A 22,556-nucleotide genomic window follows, 5' to 3' on the forward strand; every position below is an offset into this window, starting at 1 on the left:
GTGGCGGCCAAAGCGGAAACCGCCCGGTGGCGGGGCACGCGATCGACGTCAGGGACGGGCAGAGCTCGTGGTGTGCAGCCGCCGACGACCGCTCCGCTTGTGGTGGGAGGATCTTGCTCCGGGGCGACGTTACCGGGCAGTATCGACGGGTGACGACGCGATGGGGTATGACGGTGCCGCTCGGCGGCATCCCGCTCGCCGGCCACGCCGCGGTCTACGCGGCTCTTCACCGGGCCGGCTTCACCGATGTCTGGTCCTCCGAGGTCGCCGGGACCGACGCGTTCACCCCGTTGGCCCTCGCCGCCGCGTGGCAGCCCGAGCTGCGGCTCGGCACCGCGGTGGCGCCGGTCTTCACCCGAGGGCCCGGCCTGCTGGCGATGAGCGCGGCGGCGCTGGCCGAGACCGCACCGGGCCGATTCGCCCTCGGCATCGGCGCCTCCTCGCCGGTCGTGGTGGGCGACTGGAACGCCGTGCCGTTCACCGACCCGTTCCAGCGCACCCGCGACGTGCTGCGCTTCCTGCGCGCCGCGCTGGCCGGGGAGACGGTGGATCAGGCGTACGACACGTTCACGGTCCGTCGGTTCACCCTGGAGCGTCCGCCCGCCGTGCCGCCGCCGATCCAACTCGCCGCGCTGCGCCCCGGCATGCTGCGGCTGGCCGGGGCGGAGGCCGACGGGGTCCTCCTCAACTGGCTGGCCGCCACCGACGTGCCGCGCGCCCTCGCCGAGGTGAGCGAGCGCCGCCCCGGCTTCGAGGTGACCGCGCGGATCTTCGTCTGCCCGACCGAGGACGCCGGCTACGCGCGGACGCTGGGCCGTCGGATGATCACCAGCTATCTCACCGTCCCGGCGTACGCCGCGTTCCACCGCTGGCTCGGCCGTGACGAGGTGTTGGGGCCGATGTGGAAGGCGTGGGCGGCCGGCGACCGGCGGAGCGCCCTCGCCGCCGTGCCGGACGAGGTCGTCGACCAGTTGATCCTGCACGGCTCGCCCGAGCAGTGCCGGGCGCAGGTCCGCCGCTACGCCGACGCCGGCGTCGAGGTGCCCGTGCTGGCGCTGCTGCCCACCCCCGAACTGACCGCCGGCGGGCCGGAGACCCTCGCGGCCCTGATCGCCCGGCTGGGCCCGGCGAGCGAGGAGCGCTGACGTGAACGTCACCGACCGGGTGGTGGTCGTCACCGGAGGCGCCGGCGGCATCGGCGCGGCGCTCGCCCGCCGGTTCGCCGCGGAGGGCGCCGCCGCCATCGTGCTGGCCGACCTGGACGGCGGGGCGGCCCGCGTGGTCGCCGAGGGCATCGGCCCGGTCGTCCACCCGACCACCGTGGACGTCACCGACGAGGAGCAGGTCCGGGCCCTGGTCGACGACGCCGAGCGGCGGTACGGCCGGATCGACCTGTTCTGCGCGAACGCGGGCGTGGCGACCGGCGGCGGCCTCGACGTCGACGACGCGGGCTGGGACCGCGCCTGGCGGGTGAACGTGCTGGCCCACGTCTACTCCGCCCGGGCGGTGCTGCCGGGGATGCTGGCCCGGGGCGGTGGCCACCTGCTGCACACCTGCTCGGCGGCGGGTGTGCTGACCGCGGTCGGCGACGCCCCGTACACAGCGACGAAGCACGCCGCGGTGGGTTTCGCCGAGTGGCTGTCGATCACCTACCGGGACCGGGGGATCCGGGTGAGCGCGCTCTGCCCGCAGGGCGTGGACACTCCGATGCTCGCCGACGGGCTGACCGCCGGCCACCTGGGCGCGAAGGTGATCGCGGCCTCCGGCGCGGTGCTGACGCCGGACCAGGTCGCCGACGCGACGGTGGCGGGGTTGGCCGAGGAGCGCTTCCTCATCCTGCCGCATCCCGAGGTCGCCGGGTACGCCCGCCGCCGCGCCGAGGATCCGGACGGCTGGCAGGCCGGCCTGCGCAAGCTGGTCCGCCGCTTGACGACCTGACCCGGTCAGCGGCTGTCGAGGAGCCGGTCGAGGTTGACGGCGGTGCTGATCAGTGAGAGGTGGCTGAACGCCTGCGGGAAGTTGCCGATCTGCTCGCCGGTCGGTGCGATCTCCTCGGCGTAGAGGCCGACGTCGCTGCTGTACGTGAGCATCTTCTCGAAGGTCAGGCGCGCGTCGTCGAGCCGGCCGGACTCCGCGAGGGCCTGGACGTACCAGAACGTGCACATGCTGAAGGTGCCCTCGTCGCCGGGCAGACCGTCGGGCGAGGCGACCGGGTCGTACCGGTAGACGAGGCTGTCGGAGACGAGTTCGGCGTCGATGGCGCGCAGGGTGGACTGCCACATCGGGTCGGTCGGCGAGATGAAACCGACCGTGGGCATGGTGAGCAGTGCCGCGTCGAGGACGTTGCCCCCGTAGTGCCGCACGAACGCTCGGCGGCCGGCATGGAAGCCGCGCATCATGATCTGCTCGTAGATGGCGTCGCGCGTGCGCGTCCACCGGGCGGTGTCGGCGGGCCGCCCCCGGCGTTGGGCGAGGCGGATGGCGCGATCCAGCGCCACCCAGCTCATCAGGCGCCCGTAGGTGAAATCCTGCCGGCCGGCGCGGGTCTCCCAGATGCCGTCCTCCGGCTGATCCCAGTGCGCGCAGACCCAGTCCACCAGTCGGGTCAGGCGCAGCCAATCGTGGTACGAGCTCTGCAGGCCGTGTGCATCGGCGAGGTGGATCGAGTTCAGCGTCTCGCCGAAGATGTCGAGTTGCAGCTGCCCGGCCGCGGCGTTGCCCACCCGGACCGGCCCTGACCCGCGGTACCCCTCCAGGTGGCCCAGCACTTCCTCGGTGAGGTCGGGCGAGCCGTCGACGCGGTACATGACCTGCAGCGGCACCCCGCCGTCGTGGGCATCCCGCACGCGATCGCTGAGCCAGCGCAGGTACTGCCGGGCTTCGTCGACGAAGCCCAGCCCGAGCAGCGCGTGCACCGAGAACGACGCGTCCCGGATCCAGGTGTAGCGGTAGTCCCAGTTGCGTTCACCGCCGATCCGCTCCGGCAGCCCGGCGGTGGGGGCGGCGATCAGCGCGCCGGTCGGGGCGTACGTCATCAGCTTCAGGGTCATCGCGGAGCGCTCGACCATCTCCCGCCACCGCCCGGTGTAGCGCGACCGGTCGAGCCAGCGCCGCCAGAAGTCACGGGTCTGCTCGAGCAGCTCCCGCGCCTCCTCGAGACCGACCACGCGTGGTGGGTCGGGGGACGCGGTGTCCAACAGGACGCCGCCCTCGTCGCCCTCCTGGAAGGTGCCGACCACGCAGACGCTCTCCGCGGTGCGCTCGCGGTATGTGCCGCGTACCCGCTCGATGCGGCCGATGGGGTTCAGCGTGAGGTTGAGGGTGGGGCCGCGGAAGACGTTGCCGTCGGCATGTGCGTCGAGGTCCTGCGGACCGCGCCCGTAGTCGAAGCGGGGCTGGCAGTCGACGCGGAACCGCATCGTGCCGCGAACGACGCGGATCAGGCGGATCAGGCGGTGGCGATCGCTGGCCTGCTCGCCGGCGACGGGCATGAAGTCGGTGACCTCGCCGACACCGTCCTTGCTGAGGAACCGGGTGATCAGGATCGGGGTGCCCGGCACGTACAACTGCTTGCTGACGTAGTCCACGTCCTCGGGGCAGACCTGGAAGTGTCCGCCGATGCGACGGTCGAGCAGACCGCCGAAGATGCTCGGCGAGTCGAAGCGGGGGGCGCAGAACCAGTCCAGCGTGCCGTCCTTGCTGATCAACGCCGCGGTCTGCAGGTCGCCGATCAGGCCGTGACCCTCGACCGCGGGGTACCTGTCCACGAGACCTCCCCTCGCCTCACCGACTGCGGCGACTACCCGGTGGGGTGCGGCCCACACCTCGCGGCCGGGGCTGTCGCCGGTCGGTCGGCGTCGTCAGCGGGGCGGGCCGGTCGGTCAGCGTCGCCAGCGCAGCGGGCCGGGATGGATCGACCAGAGCAGGCGGCGCCAGCGGGGGCGGGTGGCCCGCAGGGCGGCCACGTAGGTCCCGGTGAGGGCGGCGGCGCGCGCGGCCTGGTCGGGGGTCGCGGAGCGGGGCGCGAACGCGACCTGGTTGAGCAGGTCGGCCAGCTCGTCCACCCCGGCCCCCGCTCCCGTCGCCGGGGCTGACGCCGCGCGGTCCGCCTCGGCCGCGCCGGGCGGCTCGACGGCGCGGCGGGCGTGCCGTGCCACCTCCGTGGCGGCCAGGTCCTCGCCGACCGGCCGACCGGCCAGGCGCAGCGCGTCGGTGACCTCCCGCCAGGCGCCGGCGATGCGCTGGCCGGGGTCGCCCCGCCCGAGCCGGGCCCGGGTCAGTGACCGGCGCATCGCCACCAGGGTGAGCAGCAACGCCCCGACGAGCAGCAGCAGGCCGCCCGTCCCGCCGCCGACCAGCACCGGCGTCGGCACGCCGCCGGAGTCGGCCGGCCCGCCCGGCGCGGCCGCCGGCTCCGGTGACGCGGTCGGCTCCAGCGTCGGCTCCGGCGCCTCCGACGGCGGCGGGTCCTCCGGCGTCGGACGGTAATCCTCCTCCACCGGCCGGGGCTCCTGGTCGGGGCGGGGCAGCGGGTCGAACGGCACCCAGCCCAGTCCGTCGAAGAGCACCTCCGGCCAGGCGTACGCGTCACCGGCCCGGACCGGTCCGTCCCCGGTGGACTCGAAGCCGACCACCACCCGGGTCGGCAGCCCGGTCAGCCGCCCGAGCACCGCGAACGCCGCCGCGAACTGCTCGGAGGTGCCGCGCTGCCCGCCGCCGTTGCGCGGGCCGAACAGGAAGAAGTTCAGGTTCGGGTACGCGTGGCCGCTCGGCGCGTCGGCCACCACCCGGTAGTGCTCGGCGAGGAACTGCTCGATCGCCGCCGCACGTGCGTATGGCGCGCCGTTCTCCTCGGCAAGCTGACTGGCGAGGCGGCTCAGCGGCTCGGGCACCCCGTCGGCGACCCGTAGCACCCGGGCCACCGACTCGCCGGCCGGCACGTTCGCGGTGGCGAGCAGGTTCGAGTCCGGCTTCTCCCGCGCCGAGGTGACGGTGTACCGCAGCCCCGGCGTGAGCCCTTCGGGCCGGATCAGCGTCCCGGTGGCCGGGTCGTACGCCACCCGGGCGCCGCTGACCTCGCGCGGCGTGGCCATCGCGGGCAGCAGCCGCCCGGTCAACTCGGCGACGGTGAGGTCCTGCCGAACCGTCTCCACGGTGCTGTCCGGCGCCGGCGCGGCGGCCGGCAGGATCCGCCCCGCGTTGCGGTACGTCGCGCCGACCCGCCAGGTGACCCCGTCGTAGTCGCTGAGCACCGCCAGCCGGATCCGGACCGGGCCCCCGGACGGCGCGCCGGATCCGCCGTCCGGCGGGCTGCCGTCGGCCGGCCCGGCGTCCGCCGGATCGTTCCCCGGGTCACCGGACGGTGCCGCCGACGGGTCGCCGCCGCTGAGCGCGGATGGCGCCGGGGCGCCGCCGTCCGGCCGTTGGGTGCGCACGTCCAGCAGCTTCTGCTCCGGGTGCAACGCCCAGCCGGAGATCCGAATGAGCGGGTTCTCGTCCAGCGTCTCCACCTGCGGCGGCTCGACGTAGCGCCGCGGGTCCACCGGCCGGCCGTCGACGCGTCCCACGATCGCCGGGCCGAGCAGCGCGACCAGCCCGACCACCACCGCGACCCCGACGGCCGCGCCGCCGGCGAGCCGCAGCCGCACGGCGGCCCGTACCCCGGGGGCCAGCCCGGCGACAGGGTCACCGGAGTCCGGGCCGGGCCGGGCCGAGGCCGCCAGCCCCAGCGCCGCGACCGCCACGAACACCACCGTCGGCCAGACCGCCGGCCCGGCGTTCGGACCGACCACGTAGAGCGCGCCCGCGTACAGCAGCGCGGCCGGCAGGTAGCCGGCCAGCACCCGACCGGACCGCACCGCCACCTCCGCGCCGGCCAGCCCGGCCAGCCAGGTGGCCACCAGCGGCACCAGTACCGTGTCCGGGGTCGGTTCCACCGGGATCATCGCGGTGAGCAGCCGGGGGATGCCGTTGCGCGCCGCGTCCGCGGTCACCTCGGCCAGGCTGCCCGGCAGGTCGGCGTGCGTCGCGGCCAGCCGCAGCGACCACAGCGTCCAGCCGGCCATCGCCAGCACCGACACCGGCGCGACCAGCCACGACGGCAGCCGCCGCGCGGCCAGGCTGACCACCACCGAGCCCACCGCCGCGCCGGCCACCAACCGCGGCAGCAGCGGTCCCGCGTACACCCGGCCGAGCACCACGCCGGCCAGCGCGGTCATCGTGATCAGCGCTAGTGGCACGGGCACCGCCCGCAGCAGGGCCGCGACCCGTCGGCGGCCGCCGCCGCTATCCCGGCCCGCGCCGGCGGTGTCGGCGGCCGGTGGCCGTCCCTCGCGCACGGTCACCACCGGCGGACCCCGTCCCACTCGGCGGCGAACTCCGCACCGTCGGCCGCATCGATGACGACCAGGCCGGCCGCACCGGGCGGTGCCGGCTCCGCCGCCCCGAAGACGCCGACCACCACCGACGGGTACGCGCCGCGCAGCGCGCCCACGTGCCCGAGGTCCCCGCGGCCGCCCGGCCCGGTGAGGTAGACCAGCGTGTCGCCGAGCGGGTCGCGCCGCAGCCGGGCCGCGGTCGCCCGCAGCGCGTCGTCCTCCTCGACCAGCGCCACCGCGGCCAGCCGGTCCAGGGGCCCGCCGGCGGAGCCGACGCCCGCGTCGCCCGCGTCGCCCGCGCCGGCCCGCCACCGGCCACGCACGGCCGCCCACGCTCGCGTCACGGCGCTGCGACCCGCCCGCGCGGCGCCGTCGCCCGGCCGGGTGGCCGGTTCGGCGGCCGCCGGGACGACCAGCAGCAGGGTCGCCGGCAGGTCCGCGCGGTGCGCCGCGGTCACGATCGAAGCCGCGGCCTCGCAGCTCGACTCGAACGACCCGGCGACGCCGTCGCGCTGGTCCGGATGCGCGGCCGCGCGGTTGTCCAGCAGCACCACGATCCGGGGCAGGCTGGTGTCGACGTTCTCGCGCACCATCAGCTCGCCGACCCGGGCGCTGGTGCGCCAGTGGACCCGGCGCAGCTCGTCGCCGACCACGTACTCGCGCAGCGAGTCGAAGGTGATCGACCCGTGCGCCACCGCGTCGACCCGGCCGTCGAGGCTGCGCCCGGCCCCCGTCGGCACCGCGCTCAGCGGGTGGATCCGCGGGTGCACCCAGACCGGCACCGTCGCGCCGTACGGGCGGGACAGGGCCACCAGGCCCAGCGGGTCGCGGCGGGTCACCCGCAGCGGCCCGACCCGCACCACGCCGCGGCGGCGGGTCGGCACGTCGTAGCGGACGGTGGTGTCGGTGCCCGGCCGCAGCCGCAGCAGCGGGACGGGCACCGCCTGGTCGCCGCAGCGGTCCTCGGCGAGCAGATTCGCCGCCCGCAGCCGGGCGGTGTTGCGCACGGTCAACGTCATGCTGGCCGGTTCGCCGCGGCCCACCCGGTCCGGGTCGGCGTGCCGGTCGACGGCCAGCCGGGGACGCCAGGCCGCGACCAGCGCGGCGTAGCAGACCGCGCTGCCGGCCGCCGCGCCGAGCAGCGTGAGTTCCGGGTACGCGAAGCGGAAGCCGGTGCCGAGCAGCACCACGGCGGCGACCAGCAGCCCGACACCGCGGATGGTGATTCCCATGCCGATGCTGCCGGTCAGGCCTGCACCGGAGCCGGCTGGCCCGAGGGGAGCGGCACCGGCACCGACGCGATGGCCTGGCGGAGCACCTCGGCGGCGGTCACCCCGCGTACCTGCGCGTCCGGTGTGAGCAGCAGCCGGTGCGCGAAGACCGGGTCGGCCAGCGCCTTGAGGTCCTCCGGCATGATCCAGCCCCGCCCGTCGATGAGCGCGTACGCGCACGCCGCCCTGGTCAGCGCGATCACCCCGCGGGGACTGACCCCGACCCGGACCTGCGGATGGGTCCGGGTGGCCGCGGCCAGCCGCACCGCGTACGCGTAGAGCGGCTCGGCGATGTGCACCCGGCGGGCCATCTTCACCATCTCCCCGACGGTGGCGGTGTCGGTGACCGCGGTCAGCGCCTCGGGGGAGCGGACCGTCGCGCCGCGCAGCACCTCCACCTCGACCGCCTCGTCCGGATAGCCGACCGAGAGCTTCACCAGGAACCGGTCGAGCTGGGCTTCCGGCAGCCGGTAGGTGCCGTCCATCTCCACCGGGTTCTGCGTGGCCACCACGAGGAACGGCTGCGGCACCGGGTGCCGGACCCCGTCCACGGTGACGGTGCGCTCCTCCATCACCTCCAGCAGCGCCGACTGGGTCTTCGGCGAGGCCCGGTTGATCTCGTCGGCGATGACGATGTTGGCGAAGACCGGGCCCGGGTGGAACTCGAATCCCCGGGTGGCCTGGTTGAAGATGGTCACCCCGGAGACGTCCGAGGGCAGCAGGTCCGGCGTGAACTGGATCCGCCGCCACTGCCCCTTGACCGTCGCGGCGATCGCCCGCGCGAGCGTGGTCTTGCCGACGCCCGGCACGTCCTCCAGGAGCACATGACCCTGGGCGAACAGCGCCGTCAGCGCCAGCCGGACCACCTCCGGCTTGCCCAGCACGACCGAGTTGACGTTCTCGGCCAGCCGGGCGGCGAGGGCGGCGAAGCCCTGCACCTCCGGCCGGGTCAGCGGCTCCTGGGTGTTCACGTGGTGGTGCTCCTTGCCTGGTGCGGATCAGCAGGTGGGCAGGACGTTGATGTTGTCGCCGCCCTCCAGGTTCAGCCACGCCCAGGGGATGTAGTTCTTCCCCTTGTAGTCGACCTGCACCCACCAGGTGCTGCGCTTGTGGTTGTTGTAGATGTAGGCGTAGACCTCTTCACCCGACTTCTTGCAGTACGTCTTCATCCGCTCGCCGTTGGGCACCCAGCCGGCCTGCCGGTCGTTGTCCTGCTGGGTAACCTTGAAGATCTCGTTGCCGTTCCGCTCGTCCGGGATCTCCCGGGTGCAGTAGTTGGCGGTTTCTCCCGAGGCCCCGTTGCGGCAGGTCGCGATGCCGTAGAGCGCGTCGGTGGTCTGGGCGCGGGTCGCGGTGCCGTCGCCGGCCGCGTTCTTCGCGGTGACCGTGAACGTGTACGCCGTGCCCGGGGTCAGGCCGCTCATCGTGATGCTGGAGCACGCGCCGGCCTTCGCCGGCTCGCCCGGCGTGCTCAACGAGCAGGTCGCCTGCCCACCGCCGGCGTCCACGGTGAACGTCACCGTCGCCCCGGTGGCGGTCGCCGACGATCCGGTCACGGTCACCCGCGGCTCGGCCACCGTGCGGGCGGTGGCGGTGGCCTCCGGGCCCGGCCCGGCCTCGTTGACCGCCTTCACCTTCACCGTGACGTTCTGCCCGTTGCCCAGGCCGGTGACCGTCGTCCGGGTGTCGGTCACCTCGCTGGTGCGTCCGCCCACGTCGACCAGGTACTTCGTCACGGGCCGCCCGTTCGGCTCGGCCGGCACCCACTGCACCGCCACCGTGCCCGGCTGATTCGGCACCGTGCTCGCCCGCAGCTCGGCCGGCCGCCCCGGCGCCGCGTACGGCACCACCGTGTTGCTCACCGGCGAGGCCGCGGAGCCGGCGCCCTTGTCGTTGACGGACACCACCGTGAACGCGTACTGCGTGCCGTACTCCAGCTCACCCGCCGGCACCACCAGCTCGGTCTTCGCCGACTCACCCACCGGGGCGTTGGCGCCGGCCGAGGTGGCGGTGACCGCGTACTTCGCGATGGTGTTGCCCTGCCCGTTCGCCGCCGGCCAGCGGACCAGCACCGTGCCGTCCGGCCGCTCCTGCGCGGTGACGCTAGCCGGCGGGTCCGGCACGGCCGCGGTCGGCGTCACCGGGTTGCTGCTGCGCGACGGCCCGGCGCCCTTGGCGTTGACCGCGTGCACCGAGAAGCGGTACGTCTCGCCGTTGGTCAGGCCCTTGATCTCCACGGCCCGCTGGTTGGCGCCCACCTCGTGCTTCTGGCCGGCGCCCTCCACCACGTACCGGATGATCTCCGCGCCGTTCGCGGCGGCCGGCCGCCAGCTCACCCGGGCCTGCGCGTTGCCGGCGGCGGCGGTGACGCTGCGCGGCGCGCTCGGCTTGCCCACCTTCGGCTTCTTCGGCGGGGGCGGCGGCGGGGGAACCGGCGGCGGGTCACCACCGAGCACGTCGTTGGCGTACTTGTCGACAACGCGCACCTGGTGCTTGTCGTCCACCACCCGTGCGGTGGCCGAGTCGGGCGCGTTGATGAACAGGTGGTTCTCGCGCACCTCCAGCTCCAGCGGCCCGGTGGCCTTGCCGCGGATGGTGTCGACGAGCTTGCCCTCGGCGTCGAAGGAGTAGACCGTGCCGGTCGCCTCGTCGGCGCAGTAGAACCGGTTCGCCCAGGCGACCGCCGGGGTGAGCCGCTCGCCGGTGCCCGGCACGGTGAACGCGCGCTCCTCGCCGCCGCCCTCGGCGACCACCAGCACCCGACGCTCGCCGGGCACCGTGACCGGCACCTTCGGCCCGGTGGTACGCGCCGGCAACGCGCCCGGCGAGGCCAACGTCAGCTTCGTCGGCCGGACCGTGCCGCGCTGCACCGTGACCAGGGCGCTCGCGGTGCGGTCGAGCACGGCAACGCCGTCGTCCAGGGTGGAGACCACCAGCTCGTGGCTCGGCTCGGCCACGTCGTACGTCTCCACCTGCTTCGGGCTCAGCCCGCTCCCGGCGGGGGCCGACGCCGGGGTGGCCGGCAGCGCCGCCGCGGTGATCGCCGAGACGGTGCCCTCGCTCGGCACCGCGATCCAGAGTCGACCCTGGCCGTCGAACGACCCGCCGGTGATGCCCGGCGGATAGCGGACCGGTTCACCGACCGGCGACAGCGAGCGCGGGTCGAGCTGCCGGACGACGCCCTGCACGGCGTCCACCACGAACGCGGCGTCCTCGTGCAGCGCCACGTTGACGCCCAGCCCCGGGGTGGTCCGCGTGGTGGCGGTGATCTGCAGGGTGGCCAGGTCGAGCGAGCTGACCTGGCCGGTGTTGAGGTCCCGCAGGATCAGCAGCCGGTCGGTCTGGATCACCTGCATCGGGTGCCGCCGCGCGCCCGGCACCTCGGTGCGGGTGTCGACCCGCGCGGTGACCCCGTTGACCCGGGCCAGCTCGCTACGCGCCGCGCTCCACAGCCACGAACTCGCGTCGTAGTTGGCGACGGCGTTGTCGGCGGCGCCCAGCCCGAGGACGGTCAACCCCATCGCGGCCAGCAGCGCGGCCACGGTTCCGATCGTGACCAGCCCGCCCCGCAGCCGCCGTGACCGGGGACGGGAGGTGTCGGGCCCGGTGCTCACGGCCTCGTCGATGGTGGCCACAACCGGCTGCCTCCCGTGTCGTCGTGCCAGGTGGCGCGCCCTACCGGCGACCCCTCCCCTGAGCCGGGTGCCATCATAGGGGCCCGGTCGGGGCCGGGGGAACCCGTACCGTCCGCCTGTGGACACCGAGCGTGTCCGCGATGGACTCGCAGGTCAGCCCGACGGTGTCCGGCGCTCGCGGTCCGTGCACACCTGACCGGAGGTGGCGAACGTATCCGTGGACCAGACCGCGAGCACGGTGAAGCAGTAGTCCACCCGGGAGTTCAGCCCGTTGACCGTGTAAGTGGTGCGGCCCGGGTCCACGGTGGCCATCACACCCAGCGCCTGACCCGCCCGGCCACCGGCCACCATGAACGGCACCGCCCCGCCGGACGGGTCCGTCCAGGTCAGCGTGATCGTGGTCGAGTCGTCGCGCAGCCGCAGGTCGCCCGGGGGCGGCCCGCTCGCCGTCGGCCCGGCCGACGCCGCCGATCCCGGGCCTGACGGCGGCGGGGAGTCCCGGCCCAGCACCAGCACACCCACCCCGGCCACCGCCGCGACCGCGACGCCGACCGCGGTCACCGCCAGGGCCACCGCCGTCCGGCTCCGGCCGCGCGACTCCGGCTCCTCGACCATCGGGTACGCCAGCGGCGGCGCGATCACCTGCGCCGGCGCGGGGTACGCGGGCGCGGGCGCCGGCCAGGGCGGCGGCACCGGATAGGCGTCCGGCGCCGGCGTCACCGCCGGCGGGGTGGGCGCGGCCGGCGGCGCCGAGGTGGCGACCGGTTCCACCGCCGGGGGCGCGTATGGCGGTGTCGTGGCGGCGACCGGCGCGACCGTCGGCGGCCAGTACGGCGGGGTCGTGGCGGCGACCGGCTCGACCGCCGGAGACACCCGCGGCGGTGCCGGGGGAGTCGGGTGCGGGTCCGGCGCGGTCACCGGGGGAATCTCCGGCCAGACGTCGAGCCCATGTTCCCCGGGGGCCGGGTCGAGCGGGTCGGCGGCGGTGTCCTCCGTCGCCGTCTCGGGTTCGGCCTCCTCCGAGGTGGGCAGCGCCTGCGGCGGCGCGGTCGCCGCCCACGCCGGGGCGGTCATTCCCCACGGCGGGGCGCTCACCGGCGGCGCGCTCACCGGCTGGGGATACCCGGGTGGACCACTGACCGGATACCCGGGCGGGCTGCTTACCGGATGCCCCGGTGGTCCGCTGACCGGTGGGTAGTACCCGGGCGGCGCGCTGATCGGTGGCGCCGAGACGGGCTGGGGGTGACCGGGGCCATGGCCCGGCTGACCGGGCGGCGCCGACACGGGTGCGGGATAGCCGGGCGGCGCGCTGACCTGGTGGACGTCGTGCGGCGGCGTCGACACGGGCGCGGCGTGGCCGGGTGGTCCGCTGGCCGGGTGGACCTCGTGCGGCGGCGCCGACACGGGCGTGGTGTAGCCGGGTGGTCCGCTGGCCGGCTGGACCTCGTGCGGCGGCGCCGACGCCGGCGCGGAGTGTCCGGACGGCGCGCTCACCGGGGCCGGGCCGGGCGGTGGGCCGACCTGCTCCGGTCGTGCCCCGGCCTCCGCGCCCGCCCGGTCCTGTTGATCGGCCCGGGCCCGTGCGAGTTCCTCCTCCCACAACGGCCCGATCTGCTGCACCTGGATGGTCGGCTTGTCCCAGCCCGGGGCCCGGTCACCCGGCGTCGGCGCCGGATCGCCGGTGCCCACTGCCGGCTCCGATGCGGATGCGGGTGGCGCCGAGGGAGCGGGCGGGGGTGCGGAAGGGGCGAGCGGGGGTGCGGAGGGCGTCCGCGACGCCGGGGGAGCGGGCGGGCGCGCCGGCGGGCTGGGAGCCGGCGACGCGGCCGGCCGGGGTGCGGGGGGCGGCGGGGCCCAGGCCACTGACGGCGGGGGCGGCACGGGAGCTGTGCCGGGCGGCGGGGCCCACGACGTCGAAGGAGCGGACGGGCTGGGCGGTGCCGGGACGTTCCCGCCGGGCGCCGGCGGAACCGGGGGAGCGGGCGGCTGCGTTGGCGGCGTCACCCGCGGTGCGGCGGGCTGCCGCGCGGCGGGGCTGGCCGGCGCGGGCTGGGGCGGTCGCCGCACCGGCGGCAGCGTCGCGAACGCCATCGTCGGCCCGGACAGTGCGGCCATCGCGCCCTGGTCCGGTGCGGTCAAGCCGGAGCCGGGCGCGGCCGGCACCGCGCCGGCGTCCGGCTGACCCAGGTAGCGGCGTGCGGTCCGTACCGCCGGATGGTCCGCCCCGAGCGCGGCGGGACCGGCGCTGGCGACGCGGGCGTAGTTGCGGCGGGCCTCGTGCCGGTTGCCGAGTTCCTCGGAGACCCCGGCCAGGTCGTAGGAGAGCGCCAGCATCAGCGGGTCGGACTGGTCCCAGCTGCGCTCACCGGCCGCGTACGCCTCCTCCAGCACCCGCCGTGCCGCGAGTGGGTCGTCGGCCTCCCGGTGCAGCCGCGCGAGCAGGTGCGCGGTGTTGAGAACGTCCGGATGATCCTCGCCATACGTCGGACGGGCGGATCCGACGGCCTCGGCCAGCAGCTGACGGGCAGCACTCAGATCGCCCGCCGCGCGCAGGGCGAGGGCCCGGTGCGCCGTCGCGGCCAGGGGGGAGGGATGGGACACGTGGCCATGCTGCCGGTAGACCGCGGCGAACGCTACCCGGACCCACCCGCATGGGCGGTACGTCCGGTCTGACCAGGGAGGTCCCGGCGGCCTCCGGCGGCGGGGAACGCGATGTGCATGATCCACCCGGGACGTGTACAGTAACTCCCCGTGCGGCCCGCCGGGCCGGCCTGCGGGGTGTCGAGATCACCGGGGCCGGCGGGGTAGGCTGGGCACACCCAGGTCCGGGTGGCGGAATGGCAGACGCGCTAGCTTGAGGTGCTAGTGCCCGTATAGGGCGTGGGGGTTCAAGTCCCCCCTCGGACACGATCAGTTTCCCTATGGAAGTCCGCGACAGGCTGTGCCTGGGCGCGGACTTCTGTTTGTCGCGGTGGCAGGTCAGCCGTAGTCCGAATTGTCGGTAGACCCCTGCGGGGTCGGCTGGAAATCACCCGGAGCGGGTGATGACCGGCCACGACTGGTGTTCCTACGGTCACCACATGGCCGACCAGCGTCCGACGCCTGCCCATCCGACGCCGCACCTCGCTGCGGCGAAGCGGAACGGCGCGCGGCAGCGGGATCTTCCGCCCGAACTCGACCCGGGTTCGATCGCCGTGCTTAGCGGCGCCACCTTCATGTACTCCGACTCCATTGGTGACATCCCGGTGGGCTCGATCGGTGGACTCGTACATCTCGACACCCGGCTGCTGAACCGATGGATGCTCACCGTGAACGGAGCACCGCTGCTGGTTCTCCGCTCTGGAACGGTCGACCACTACTCGGCGGAGTTCTACCTGGCCAACCCGGAACTGCCGGACCTGCCGGCGGACGCGCTCACCGTCCGCCGACGCCGCTACCTCGGGGAGGGCCTGCATGAACGGATCGAACTGCACTACTCAGCCACCGAACCCGTCCGCGTCGAGCTGCGGCTCGGGGTTGGCAGCGACTTCGCGGACCTCTTGGAGATCAAATCGGGCGTGCGGGAACGCGCCGAGGCCATCGCCCGACGGCACCGAGCGGACAGCGGTCGACTGCTGTTCCACTACGAGAACGGCGACTTCGTCGCCCAGACCGAGGTGCACGCGTCGCCGATACCGGACCGGGTGGACGGTGACGACTTCGTCTGGGTGCTCGACCTCCCGCCCGGTGCTGACTGGGGAGTCGATCTGAAGGTCTCCCTCCCGCCGGGCATGGGGGTGGTGGAGCCGGTGCGGGGGGACTTCGAGGACGTCTTCCGGCACAGCGCCATCGACCCTGCCGCCCAGTGGCGCTCGGTAGTCGCGCGGTTCAGCAGCGACAGCGACCTGTTCGAGCAGGTCATCGAGCAGACCCTCACGGACCTGGTCGCGCTGCGCCTGGAAGCCGAAATGAACGGACAACGGGTCGCCCTGCCGGCAGCCGGACTGCCGTGGTTTCTCACCTTCTTCGGACGGGACACGCTGATCACGGCCTACCAGACGCTCATCGGCGGCCCGCGCCTGGCCAAGGGGGCCCTGCTGGCACTCGCCGGGTTGCAGGGCCGCAAAGTCGACGACTTCACCGACGAGGAGCCGGGCAAGATCCTGCACGAGGTACGCAACGGCGAGTTGACCCGGACCGGCCAGAGGCCCTACAGCCCGTACTACGGCACCGCGGACGCGACCCAGCTCTGGCTCATCCTGCTCTCCGAGTACTGGCGGTTCACCCGCGACGACGAACTTGTCCGGTCGCTCCGCCCCAATGCCCTGGCCGCGCTCGAGTGGATCGACCGGTACGGCGACCGCGACGGCGACGGCTACGTCGAGTACCTGACACGATCCCCGGAGGGGCTGGGCAACCAGTGCTGGCGTGACTCGTGGGACGGGGTACGGTTCTCCGACGGCCGGTTGCCGGTCCTACCGATCGCCACATGCGAGATCCAGGGCTACACGTACGATGCGAAACTGCGCCTGGCTGAGCTGGCCGACGGACCCTTCGACGATCCTGACCTGGCGCGACGCCTGCGGGCGGACGCCGAGCGGCTCCGGGCCGCGTTCAACCGGGATTTCTGGATCGAGGAGCGGGGTGGTTACTACGCCGTCGGGATCGACGGTGACAAGAACCGGATCGACTCCATCACCTCCAACATGGGACACCTGCTGTGGAGTGGGATCGTGCCGGAGGAGCGCGCCGGGCAGGTGGTGCAACAGTTGATGGCGGACGCCATGTTCTCCGGCTGGGGAATCCGCACCCTCTCGATGGACGAGGCGGCGTACAACCCCATCGGATACCACCTCGGCACGGTGTGGCCGCACGACAACTCCATCGCGGTACTCGGAATGGCACGCTACGGCTACCGCGAGGAGGCGAACCGGGTCTCCCTGGCGCTGTTGGAGGCGGCGAAGGCATTCAGTTTCCGACTGCCGGAGGCGATCGCCGGCTATCAACGGGGGCGCTCGACCTGGCCGGTGCAGTACCCCACCGCGTGCAGCCCGCAGGCCTGGGCGGCGGGCGCGCCGCTGAACTTCCTCCGGAGCATGCTTGGCCTCGGCGCGGTAGGCGGCAAGTTGGTGGTCGACCCGCAGGTCCCCGAGGAGATCCGCCGCATCATGATCAGCGGGGCGCGGGCGTTCGGTCGGCACTGGGACATCGAGGCAGTGGGCTCCACCGGATATGTGCGGCTGGCCGAGCCCTGACTGGTCGCGACGGCGACAACCGTCCTGGTCTTGGACGGGAACTCCATGGCCTTCCGTACCCAGACCGAGGCGACGAGTCTCGGACGTCCAGGCTCAGGCCGTGGGGCTGGTCTTCGATCGCCTGCTGAACCCCGCACCGTCGTCGTAGGTCTCCCGCCCAGGAGCGGCGCCCGCCCGCAGTGACGTGGATCGTGCCTGCTGTTCTACCGCGTGCCGGCGGCCTCCTGGAGCGCGGTGACCGCGGTCCGCACCGCCGGTGTGTGCGCGACCGCGTCGTGCACCACCACGTAGATCGACCGGATCGGCGTGGGGCGGACCAGCCGGACGCGGGTCACACCGTCGGGCAGCTTCGCCGCGCCGAGGGCGGGGAGCACGGTGAGGCCGATGCCGGCTCCGACGAAGGCGAGCGCCGTCGGGTAGTCGTGCGCCTCGACCCGGAAGGTCGGGCTGAAGCCCGCGGCGCTGCAGGCCTCGATGAGGTTGGCGCGACACCAGCCGCGGGCGAAGTCGTTGTCGATCCAGCGCTCGTCGGCGAGGTCGGCCAGGTCCACCTCGTCCTGGCCGGCGAGACGGTGCCCGGCGGGCAGCGCGGCGACGTAGGGGTCGTCGAGGAGGTGGTGGGCGGTGAAGCCCGAACCGGGGTCGAAGCCGGTGGGCCCCACCACCACCTGGACGTCCGCGCGTTCCTCTCGGCTGTCCGGGATATGTTCGCGCAGTTCCAGATCGAGCCGAACGCCGGGGAGGTCGGTGGTGACGCGTCGCACCACAAGCGGCATCCACGCCGCGCCGACCGATGCGAAGTACGCGACGGACAGTGCGCCGGTGCGACCTGATCGCAGGTCCGCGATCAGCGACTCGGCCTCGCCGACGCGGGCGAGCACCCGGTCCGCCTCGGCGGCGAGGGCATGCCCGGCGGCGGTGGGCCGCAGGCCTCGCCCGGCTCGGGCGAGCAGGGTGAGGCCCGTTTCGCGCTGTAGTGCGGTGAGGTGCTGGCTGACGGCGGACGGGGTGTAGCCCAGGTTGGCGGCGGCGGCCTGGACGGATCCGGACGCCACGACGGAACGGAAGACCCGGAGACGGTGGACGTCGAGCACGTGGCAACTGTAAAGCCCGACTGAATCGTAGTAAAGAAATAGTCGCTGGTACTGAACAGTCGAGCGGATGAGAATCACCGCATGACGCGTCCGGAGACAACCATCCCGACCAGGGTCACCGCCGAGGACACCCGCACCCTCACGCGGGCGCCCGCCCGGCCCGGCGGGCGGCTCCGGTCCGGGCCGATCGTCGCTGCCGCCGGGACAACCGTGCTGCTGTGGGCGTCGGCCTTCGTCGGCATCAGATTCGCCGGGCACGACTACTCGCCCGGCGCCATGGCGCTGGGTCGGATGGCGACGGCGTCCGTCGCGCTGAGCGCGTTCGTGGCACTCACCAGCGGTGCCCGCCGCAGCAGGCGACCGCGGGACACCGCGCCGGAGCCGGCCGCGTCCCGCCGGTCCGGCCAGCCCCGCGGCCGGACGCTGGGGCTCGTCGCGCTGTGGGGCGTGGCCTGGTTCGGCGGGTACAACGTGGCGCTCAACGCCGCGGAGCGTCTGGTCGACGCCGGGACGGCGGCATTGCTGGTGTCGGTCGCGCCCATCCTGGTCGCGGTGGCCGCGGTCCTCGTCCTGGGTGAGCGGCTCACCGGCCGACTCGGTGTCGGGGTGGCGGTGGCCTTCGGGGGTGTGGCCCTGATCGCCGCCGGTGGTTTCACCGGGCAGGCCGACGGGATCGGCGTCGCGCTGGCGGTGCTCTCCGCCGTGCTGTACGCCTTCGGCGTACTCCTCCAGAAACGCCTGCTGGCACGCGTGGGCGCCGTGACGATGACCTGGCTCGGCGCGCTGGCCGGCACCCTGGCCCTGCTGCCGTTCGCCCCCACCCTCGTCGAGGAGCTCGCTGCTGCCCCACCACCGGCCACACTGGGCATGCTGTACCTGGGCGTGTTCCCGACCGCGATCGGCTTCCTCACCTGGGGCTACGTGCTGTCCCGCTGGACTGCGGGTCGCACCACCGCCACGACCTACCTGGCTCCACCGGTGACCGTCCTGCTGTCCTGGACGCTGCTGGGCGAGACGCCGGCGCCCCTCGCCCTGCTGGGCGGCGCGCTCTGCCTCACCGGCGTGGTCGTTGCGACGCGCCGCTGATGCCGGTCCCTCTCACAGGGCCTTCGTCATGAAGACGCTGTGGGGATCTTCGAGGTACGAACCGAACGGGGCGCAGAGAACGAATCCCGCCTTGGCGTACAGCGCTCTCGCCGGCGCGAAGAACTCCATCCTGCCGGTCTCCAGGGAGATCCGGCGGATGCGGCGTCCCCGGGCATCACGCAAGAGATGATCGAGGATCCGGGAGGCGATACCCTGACCTCGTCGCTCGGGATCTGTCCGCATGCTCTTGAGTTCCTCGTGCCCCGGCTCCAGCGCCGCGAGGGCGCCGGTCCCGACGATCGTCTCACCGACGGAGGCGACCCACACGCGGACGCCTGGTCGCTGCAGTTCGCCGAGATCCAGCGCGTGCCGGCTCTCCGGGGGAGCGGTGGGTGCGAGGTCGTCGAGGTGCGCGCGAAGGAACACACCGAGTTCGGGATCGGCGAAGTTCGCACGCTCGATGGTCAGGAGCATGCCGCCATGCTGTCGAGGCCGTGTTGCCGGCACGTTTCGTGCCGCCGGTGACGGTCGCCACCCTGTCGTGGGGTGGCATCGGGACGTCACGGCGTGCCGGTGCCGTCCGGTCTGATCATCGGCCTTGCTGGTCGGTGACCATGCCGCGGCTCACCCACCGGCCGTCCCGCACCGGGGATGATCAAGGTCCAGGACCGGCGAGCGCCGCCACCGACGGCGGTCGTCCCGTCAACCCCGGCGCGGTCTCAGGCTGGGGGCAGCAGTTCCAGCGCGGAGAGGGCGCGCGACACCTGGTTGCGCACGTCGGTCGGATCGATCGCGGTGACGACGATGCCGAACACCATGCGCTGGGCGAGCATCACGTCGTCCACGGTGAGCCGGGGATCCACCAGGCCGGCGTCCTGCGCCCGGGCCAGCGGCGGGCCGAGCAGCGCCCGCATCCGGTCCGCTCCGTCGTAGCCGACGGCCTGGCGCCGCGCGTCGACGACCATCTCCACGAATGCCGCCTCGTCGATGGTCTTGTCCATGATGAGTGACCAGAGGCGGGCGAAGGCCTGGGGATCCGGGTCGGCGGAGATCGCTTCATAGTCCGCCCAATGTTGGTCGAAGACCGCGAAGGCGAGTTCGAGCCGCGTCGGGAAGTGCCGGTAGAAGACCCCCTGGCTGACACCCGCCGCCTTCGCCACGGCCGAGAGCGGTGCGTGGTACCCGCGCTGGGCGAAGACCGCGCGTGCGGCCGCCAGGATCGCCTGGCGATTGTCAGCGGAAGCGGCCGGGCCGCGGTTGACCTTCCGAGGGTTTCCGAGCACACTGGCAGTGTAACCGGACAACATTGTCCGGTTGGGGAGGCTTCCGATGACCTTCGACAAGACCTACGACGTGGTCGTTGTGGGCTCCGGCGCGGCCGGCTTCGCCACCGCCCTGGGCGCGATCGACGAGGGCCTCTCGGTGCTGATGGTGGAGAGCACGGCGAAGTGGGGCGGCAACAGCGCGAAGTCCGGCGGCGGCATGTGGCTCCCCGACAACCCGCTCATGCGACGTGACGGTGTGGGCGACTCGCGCGCCGAGGCGCTGACCTATCTCGAGGCCACCGTGGGCGAGGAGGGGCGCGCGACCAGCCGGGAGCGCAAGGAGGCGTTCGTCGACGGCGTCGCCGACTTCGTCGATACCGCGCAGAAGTACGGCATGGAGTTCGTCCGCGCCGCCGAGTACGCCGACTACTACCCGGAGCGGCCGGGCGGCAAGATCGGCCGCTCGATCGAGCACAAGCCGTTCAACCTACGCAAGATCGGCAAGTGGTGGCAGGCGTCGCAGGCGCCCGCGGCGCTGCCGATCCTCACCGACGACGTGTGGCTGCTCGGCCGGGCCTGGTCGACGCCCAGCGGCTTCCTGCGTGGTGCGCAGCTCGCCGCCCGCACGGCCGGCGGCCTGCTGCGCGGCGCGAAGCTCGGGGGCATCGGCGCCGGCCTGACGGCATCGTTCCTCCATATCGTGGTGGTCAAGCACAAAGCCGAGCTGTGGCTGGAGTCGCCGCTGGAGGACCTTGTCGTCGCGGACGACCGGGTCGTCGGCGTACGCGTCACCCTAGAGGGCAGACAGCTCACGATCGGCGCGCGCCGTGGCGTGATGCTCGCGGCCGGCGGATTCGACTTCAACCGCGAGTGGCGGCGGAAATACCACGGCATCGACGGCTCCCCGTCTGGCGCACCGGGCAATCTCGGCAAGCCGATCGACATCGCGATGTCCCACGGTGCGGCCACCGAACTCCTCGACGACGCGTGGTGGGGAGCGTCCGTCGCGGCGACAAGCGTGTCCGAGCCGTCGTTCATGGTCGGTGAACGGTCGTTCCCGTTCTCGATCATCGTCGACGCGCGCGGTGACCGGTTCGCCAACGAGTCGGAGTCGTACGTCGACCTCGGTCACCACATGCTCGAGCACGACAAGGCCGGTCCCTACTGGATGATCGCCGATCGCCGGCACGGTCGTCGTTACCTACGCAACTACCTGCTGGATCCGAGGGCGAAGCGGGCGATGCGGCGCGAAGGGGTGCTGTTCAAGGCCAACACGGTGGAGGAGTTGGCGAAGCTGATCGACGTCGACCCGGCTCGCCTGACCGCCACCGTCGAACGCTTCAACGGCTTCGCCCGCGCCGGCGTCGACGGCGACTTCGGCCGCGGCAACTCGGCGTACGACCGCTACTACAGTGACCCGCTGGTCCAGCCGAACCCCAATCTGGGCCCGTTGGAGCGCGGACCGTTCACCGCGGTCAAGGTCGTCATCGGCGACCTCGGCACCAAGGGCGGCGTGGTCACCGACGCCGACGGCCGGGCATTGCGCGAGGACGGATCGGTGATCGAGGGACTCTACTCGGCCGGCAACAACTCGGCCTCGGTGATGGGCCGGACCTACCCCGGCCCCGGCTCGACGATCGGCCCGGCCGTGGTGTTCGGGCTCCGCGCCGCCCGCCACATGGCGCACGGGAAGTAAGGGGACCACCGTGCAGATCAGGGGCCGCGTCTTCGTCGTCGCCGGCGCGGGAAACGGGATCGGCCGGGAGGTCACCCTGACGTTGCTCGCCCGTGGTGCCCGGGTCGCCGCGGTGGACCTGAGCGAAGCCGGCCTCACGGAGACAGCCGATCGTGCCCGCGCCGGTGATCGCCTGACCATCATCCCCGTCGACCTCACCGACCGTGCGGCGGTGCTGGCGCTGCCCTCGACGGTCGTCGCCGCCCAGGGACAGGTCGACGGCCTGATCAACCTCGCCGGCATCGTGCACGCCTTCAAGCCGATCGCCGACCTCGGTTTCGAGGACATCGAGCGCGTCATGGCGGTCAACTTCTGGGGCATCGTCAACACCACGAAGGCCTTCCTGCCGCTGCTCGAGGCGCGGCCGGCGTCGTCGCTGGTCAACGTCGCCTCGATGGGTTCGCTCGTGCCGTTCCCGGGGCAGGGCGCCTACGGCGCGAGCAAGGCGGCGGTGAAGCTCTTCACCGAGGGACTCATCGCCGAGCACCAGAGCGGCCCGCTCACGGTGACTGTCGTCTTCCCGGGTGGCATCGCGACCAACATCCTGGGCAACTCCGGGGTCGACGCGAGGGGTGTCGGTGCCGATCAAGCGGAAGCGGCGGCCAAGCTCACGTCTCCCGAGGAGGCCGCGCGGCAGATCGTCGACGCCGTCGTTACGGGGGCGCCCCGAGTCACGATCGGCAAGGACGCTCGGATGCTCGACCGCATGTCTCGCCTCATGCCCGCACGGGCGATCCCCCTGATCGCCAAGAAGATGCGAGACCTGGTGAAACAGTAGGCGTGCGGTCGCTCGCGCCGACTACCAGGCAGAGCGCCCAGCCAACGAGCGCCGACAACCGCGCAGATCCAGGTGGTGCGC

15 protein-coding genes and 1 tRNA gene are annotated in these 22,556 nt (G+C 73.5%); 7 read left to right on the forward strand and 9 right to left on the reverse strand.

All coding sequences use genetic code 11. The features are described from left to right. Positions 1-167 precede the first annotated feature (167 nt). Positions 168-1,145: an LLM class F420-dependent oxidoreductase gene (locus O7603_RS31505; RefSeq protein WP_281576893.1), complete on the forward strand. Its 978-nt coding sequence runs from the start codon at positions 168-170 to the stop codon at positions 1,143-1,145. Position 1,146: 1 nt separating this feature from the next. Next, complete coding sequence (locus O7603_RS31510; protein WP_281573346.1) at positions 1,147-1,938, forward strand: SDR family oxidoreductase; 792 nt, start codon at positions 1,147-1,149, stop codon at positions 1,936-1,938. 5 nt (positions 1,939-1,943) lie between these two features. On the opposite strand, the gene O7603_RS31515 is transcribed toward O7603_RS31510, so the two are convergent. From O7603_RS31515 to O7603_RS31540, 6 genes are all read right to left on the reverse strand, one after another. Further along, complete coding sequence (locus O7603_RS31515; protein WP_281573347.1) at positions 1,944-3,767, reverse strand: glycoside hydrolase family 15 protein; 1,824 nt, start codon at positions 3,765-3,767, stop codon at positions 1,944-1,946. A 114-nt stretch (positions 3,768-3,881) separates the two neighbouring features. Beyond that, positions 3,882-6,245, reverse strand: coding sequence for a transglutaminaseTgpA domain-containing protein (locus O7603_RS31520; RefSeq protein WP_281573348.1), 2,364 nt, complete (start codon positions 6,243-6,245; stop codon positions 3,882-3,884). Positions 6,246-6,340: 95 nt separating this feature from the next. Then, positions 6,341-7,609, reverse strand: coding sequence for a DUF58 domain-containing protein (locus tag O7603_RS31525; RefSeq protein ID WP_281573349.1), 1,269 nt, complete (start codon positions 7,607-7,609; stop codon positions 6,341-6,343). A 14-nt stretch (positions 7,610-7,623) separates the two neighbouring features. Next, positions 7,624-8,619: a MoxR family ATPase gene (locus O7603_RS31530; RefSeq protein ID WP_281573350.1), complete on the reverse strand. Its 996-nt coding sequence runs from the start codon at positions 8,617-8,619 to the stop codon at positions 7,624-7,626. A gap of 27 nt (positions 8,620-8,646) precedes the next feature. Then, positions 8,647-11,283: a fibronectin type III domain-containing protein gene (locus tag O7603_RS31535; protein WP_281573351.1), complete on the reverse strand. Its 2,637-nt coding sequence runs from the start codon at positions 11,281-11,283 to the stop codon at positions 8,647-8,649. 153 nt (positions 11,284-11,436) lie between these two features. Next, a complete protein-coding gene (locus O7603_RS31540; RefSeq protein ID WP_281573352.1) occupies positions 11,437-13,884 on the reverse strand; it encodes a tetratricopeptide repeat protein in 2,448 nt (815 codons plus the stop codon). Between the two features lie 222 nt (positions 13,885-14,106). Between O7603_RS31540 and O7603_RS31545 the strand changes: the two genes are divergently transcribed. Then, positions 14,107-14,190: transfer RNA gene (locus O7603_RS31545), tRNA-Leu, on the forward strand. Positions 14,191-14,363: 173 nt separating this feature from the next. After that, complete coding sequence (locus O7603_RS31550; RefSeq protein ID WP_281573353.1) at positions 14,364-16,517, forward strand: glycogen debranching N-terminal domain-containing protein; 2,154 nt, start codon at positions 14,364-14,366, stop codon at positions 16,515-16,517. Between the two features lie 203 nt (positions 16,518-16,720). Here O7603_RS31550 and O7603_RS31555 read toward each other — a convergent pair whose 3' ends face one another. Next, positions 16,721-17,611, reverse strand: a complete 891-nt coding sequence (locus O7603_RS31555) for a LysR family transcriptional regulator (protein WP_281573354.1) — start codon at positions 17,609-17,611, stop codon at positions 16,721-16,723. An 81-nt stretch (positions 17,612-17,692) separates the two neighbouring features. Between O7603_RS31555 and O7603_RS31560 the strand changes: the two genes are divergently transcribed. Continuing rightward, complete coding sequence (locus tag O7603_RS31560) at positions 17,693-18,697, forward strand: DMT family transporter (RefSeq protein WP_281573355.1); 1,005 nt, start codon at positions 17,693-17,695, stop codon at positions 18,695-18,697. A gap of 12 nt (positions 18,698-18,709) precedes the next feature. On the opposite strand, the gene O7603_RS31565 is transcribed toward O7603_RS31560, so the two are convergent. Both O7603_RS31565 and O7603_RS31570 read right to left on the reverse strand, forming a co-directional pair. After that, on the reverse strand, positions 18,710-19,171 hold the full coding sequence (locus O7603_RS31565) for a GNAT family N-acetyltransferase (RefSeq protein WP_281573356.1): 462 nt from the start codon (positions 19,169-19,171) through the stop codon (positions 18,710-18,712). 245 nt (positions 19,172-19,416) lie between these two features. Next, positions 19,417-19,980 (reverse strand): TetR/AcrR family transcriptional regulator, encoded by a 564-nt coding sequence (locus O7603_RS31570; protein ID WP_281573357.1) that lies wholly within the window; start codon positions 19,978-19,980, stop codon positions 19,417-19,419. A gap of 46 nt (positions 19,981-20,026) precedes the next feature. Between O7603_RS31570 and O7603_RS31575 the strand changes: the two genes are divergently transcribed. Both O7603_RS31575 and O7603_RS31580 read left to right on the forward strand, forming a co-directional pair. Further along, on the forward strand, positions 20,027-21,658 hold the full coding sequence (locus O7603_RS31575; RefSeq protein ID WP_281573358.1) for an FAD-binding protein: 1,632 nt from the start codon (positions 20,027-20,029) through the stop codon (positions 21,656-21,658). A 10-nt stretch (positions 21,659-21,668) separates the two neighbouring features. Further along, entirely contained in the window at positions 21,669-22,475 is an 807-nt protein-coding gene (locus tag O7603_RS31580; protein ID WP_281573359.1) for an SDR family oxidoreductase, read from the forward strand. Positions 22,476-22,556 lie beyond the last annotated feature (81 nt).

The organism is Micromonospora sp. WMMD812 (assembly GCF_027497215.1).
GTDB lineage: Bacteria > Actinomycetota > Actinomycetes > Mycobacteriales > Micromonosporaceae > Micromonospora.

Bases quoted from the DNA above. Each gene is read 5' to 3' on its own strand.
- O7603_RS31505 (WP_281576893.1), top strand. From the start codon at position 168: ATGACGGTGCCGCTCGGCGGCATCCCGCTCGCCGGCCACGCCGCGGTC.
- O7603_RS31525 (WP_281573349.1), bottom strand. From the start codon at position 7,609: ATGGGAATCACCATCCGCGGTGTCGGGCTGCTGGTCGCCGCCGTGGTG.
- O7603_RS31550 (WP_281573353.1), top strand. From the start codon at position 14,364: ATGGCCGACCAGCGTCCGACGCCTGCCCATCCGACGCCGCACCTCGCT.
- O7603_RS31560 (WP_281573355.1), top strand. From the start codon at position 17,693: ATGACGCGTCCGGAGACAACCATCCCGACCAGGGTCACCGCCGAGGAC.
- O7603_RS31565 (WP_281573356.1), bottom strand. From the start codon at position 19,171: ATGCTCCTGACCATCGAGCGTGCGAACTTCGCCGATCCCGAACTCGGT.
- O7603_RS31575 (WP_281573358.1), top strand. From the start codon at position 20,027: ATGACCTTCGACAAGACCTACGACGTGGTCGTTGTGGGCTCCGGCGCG.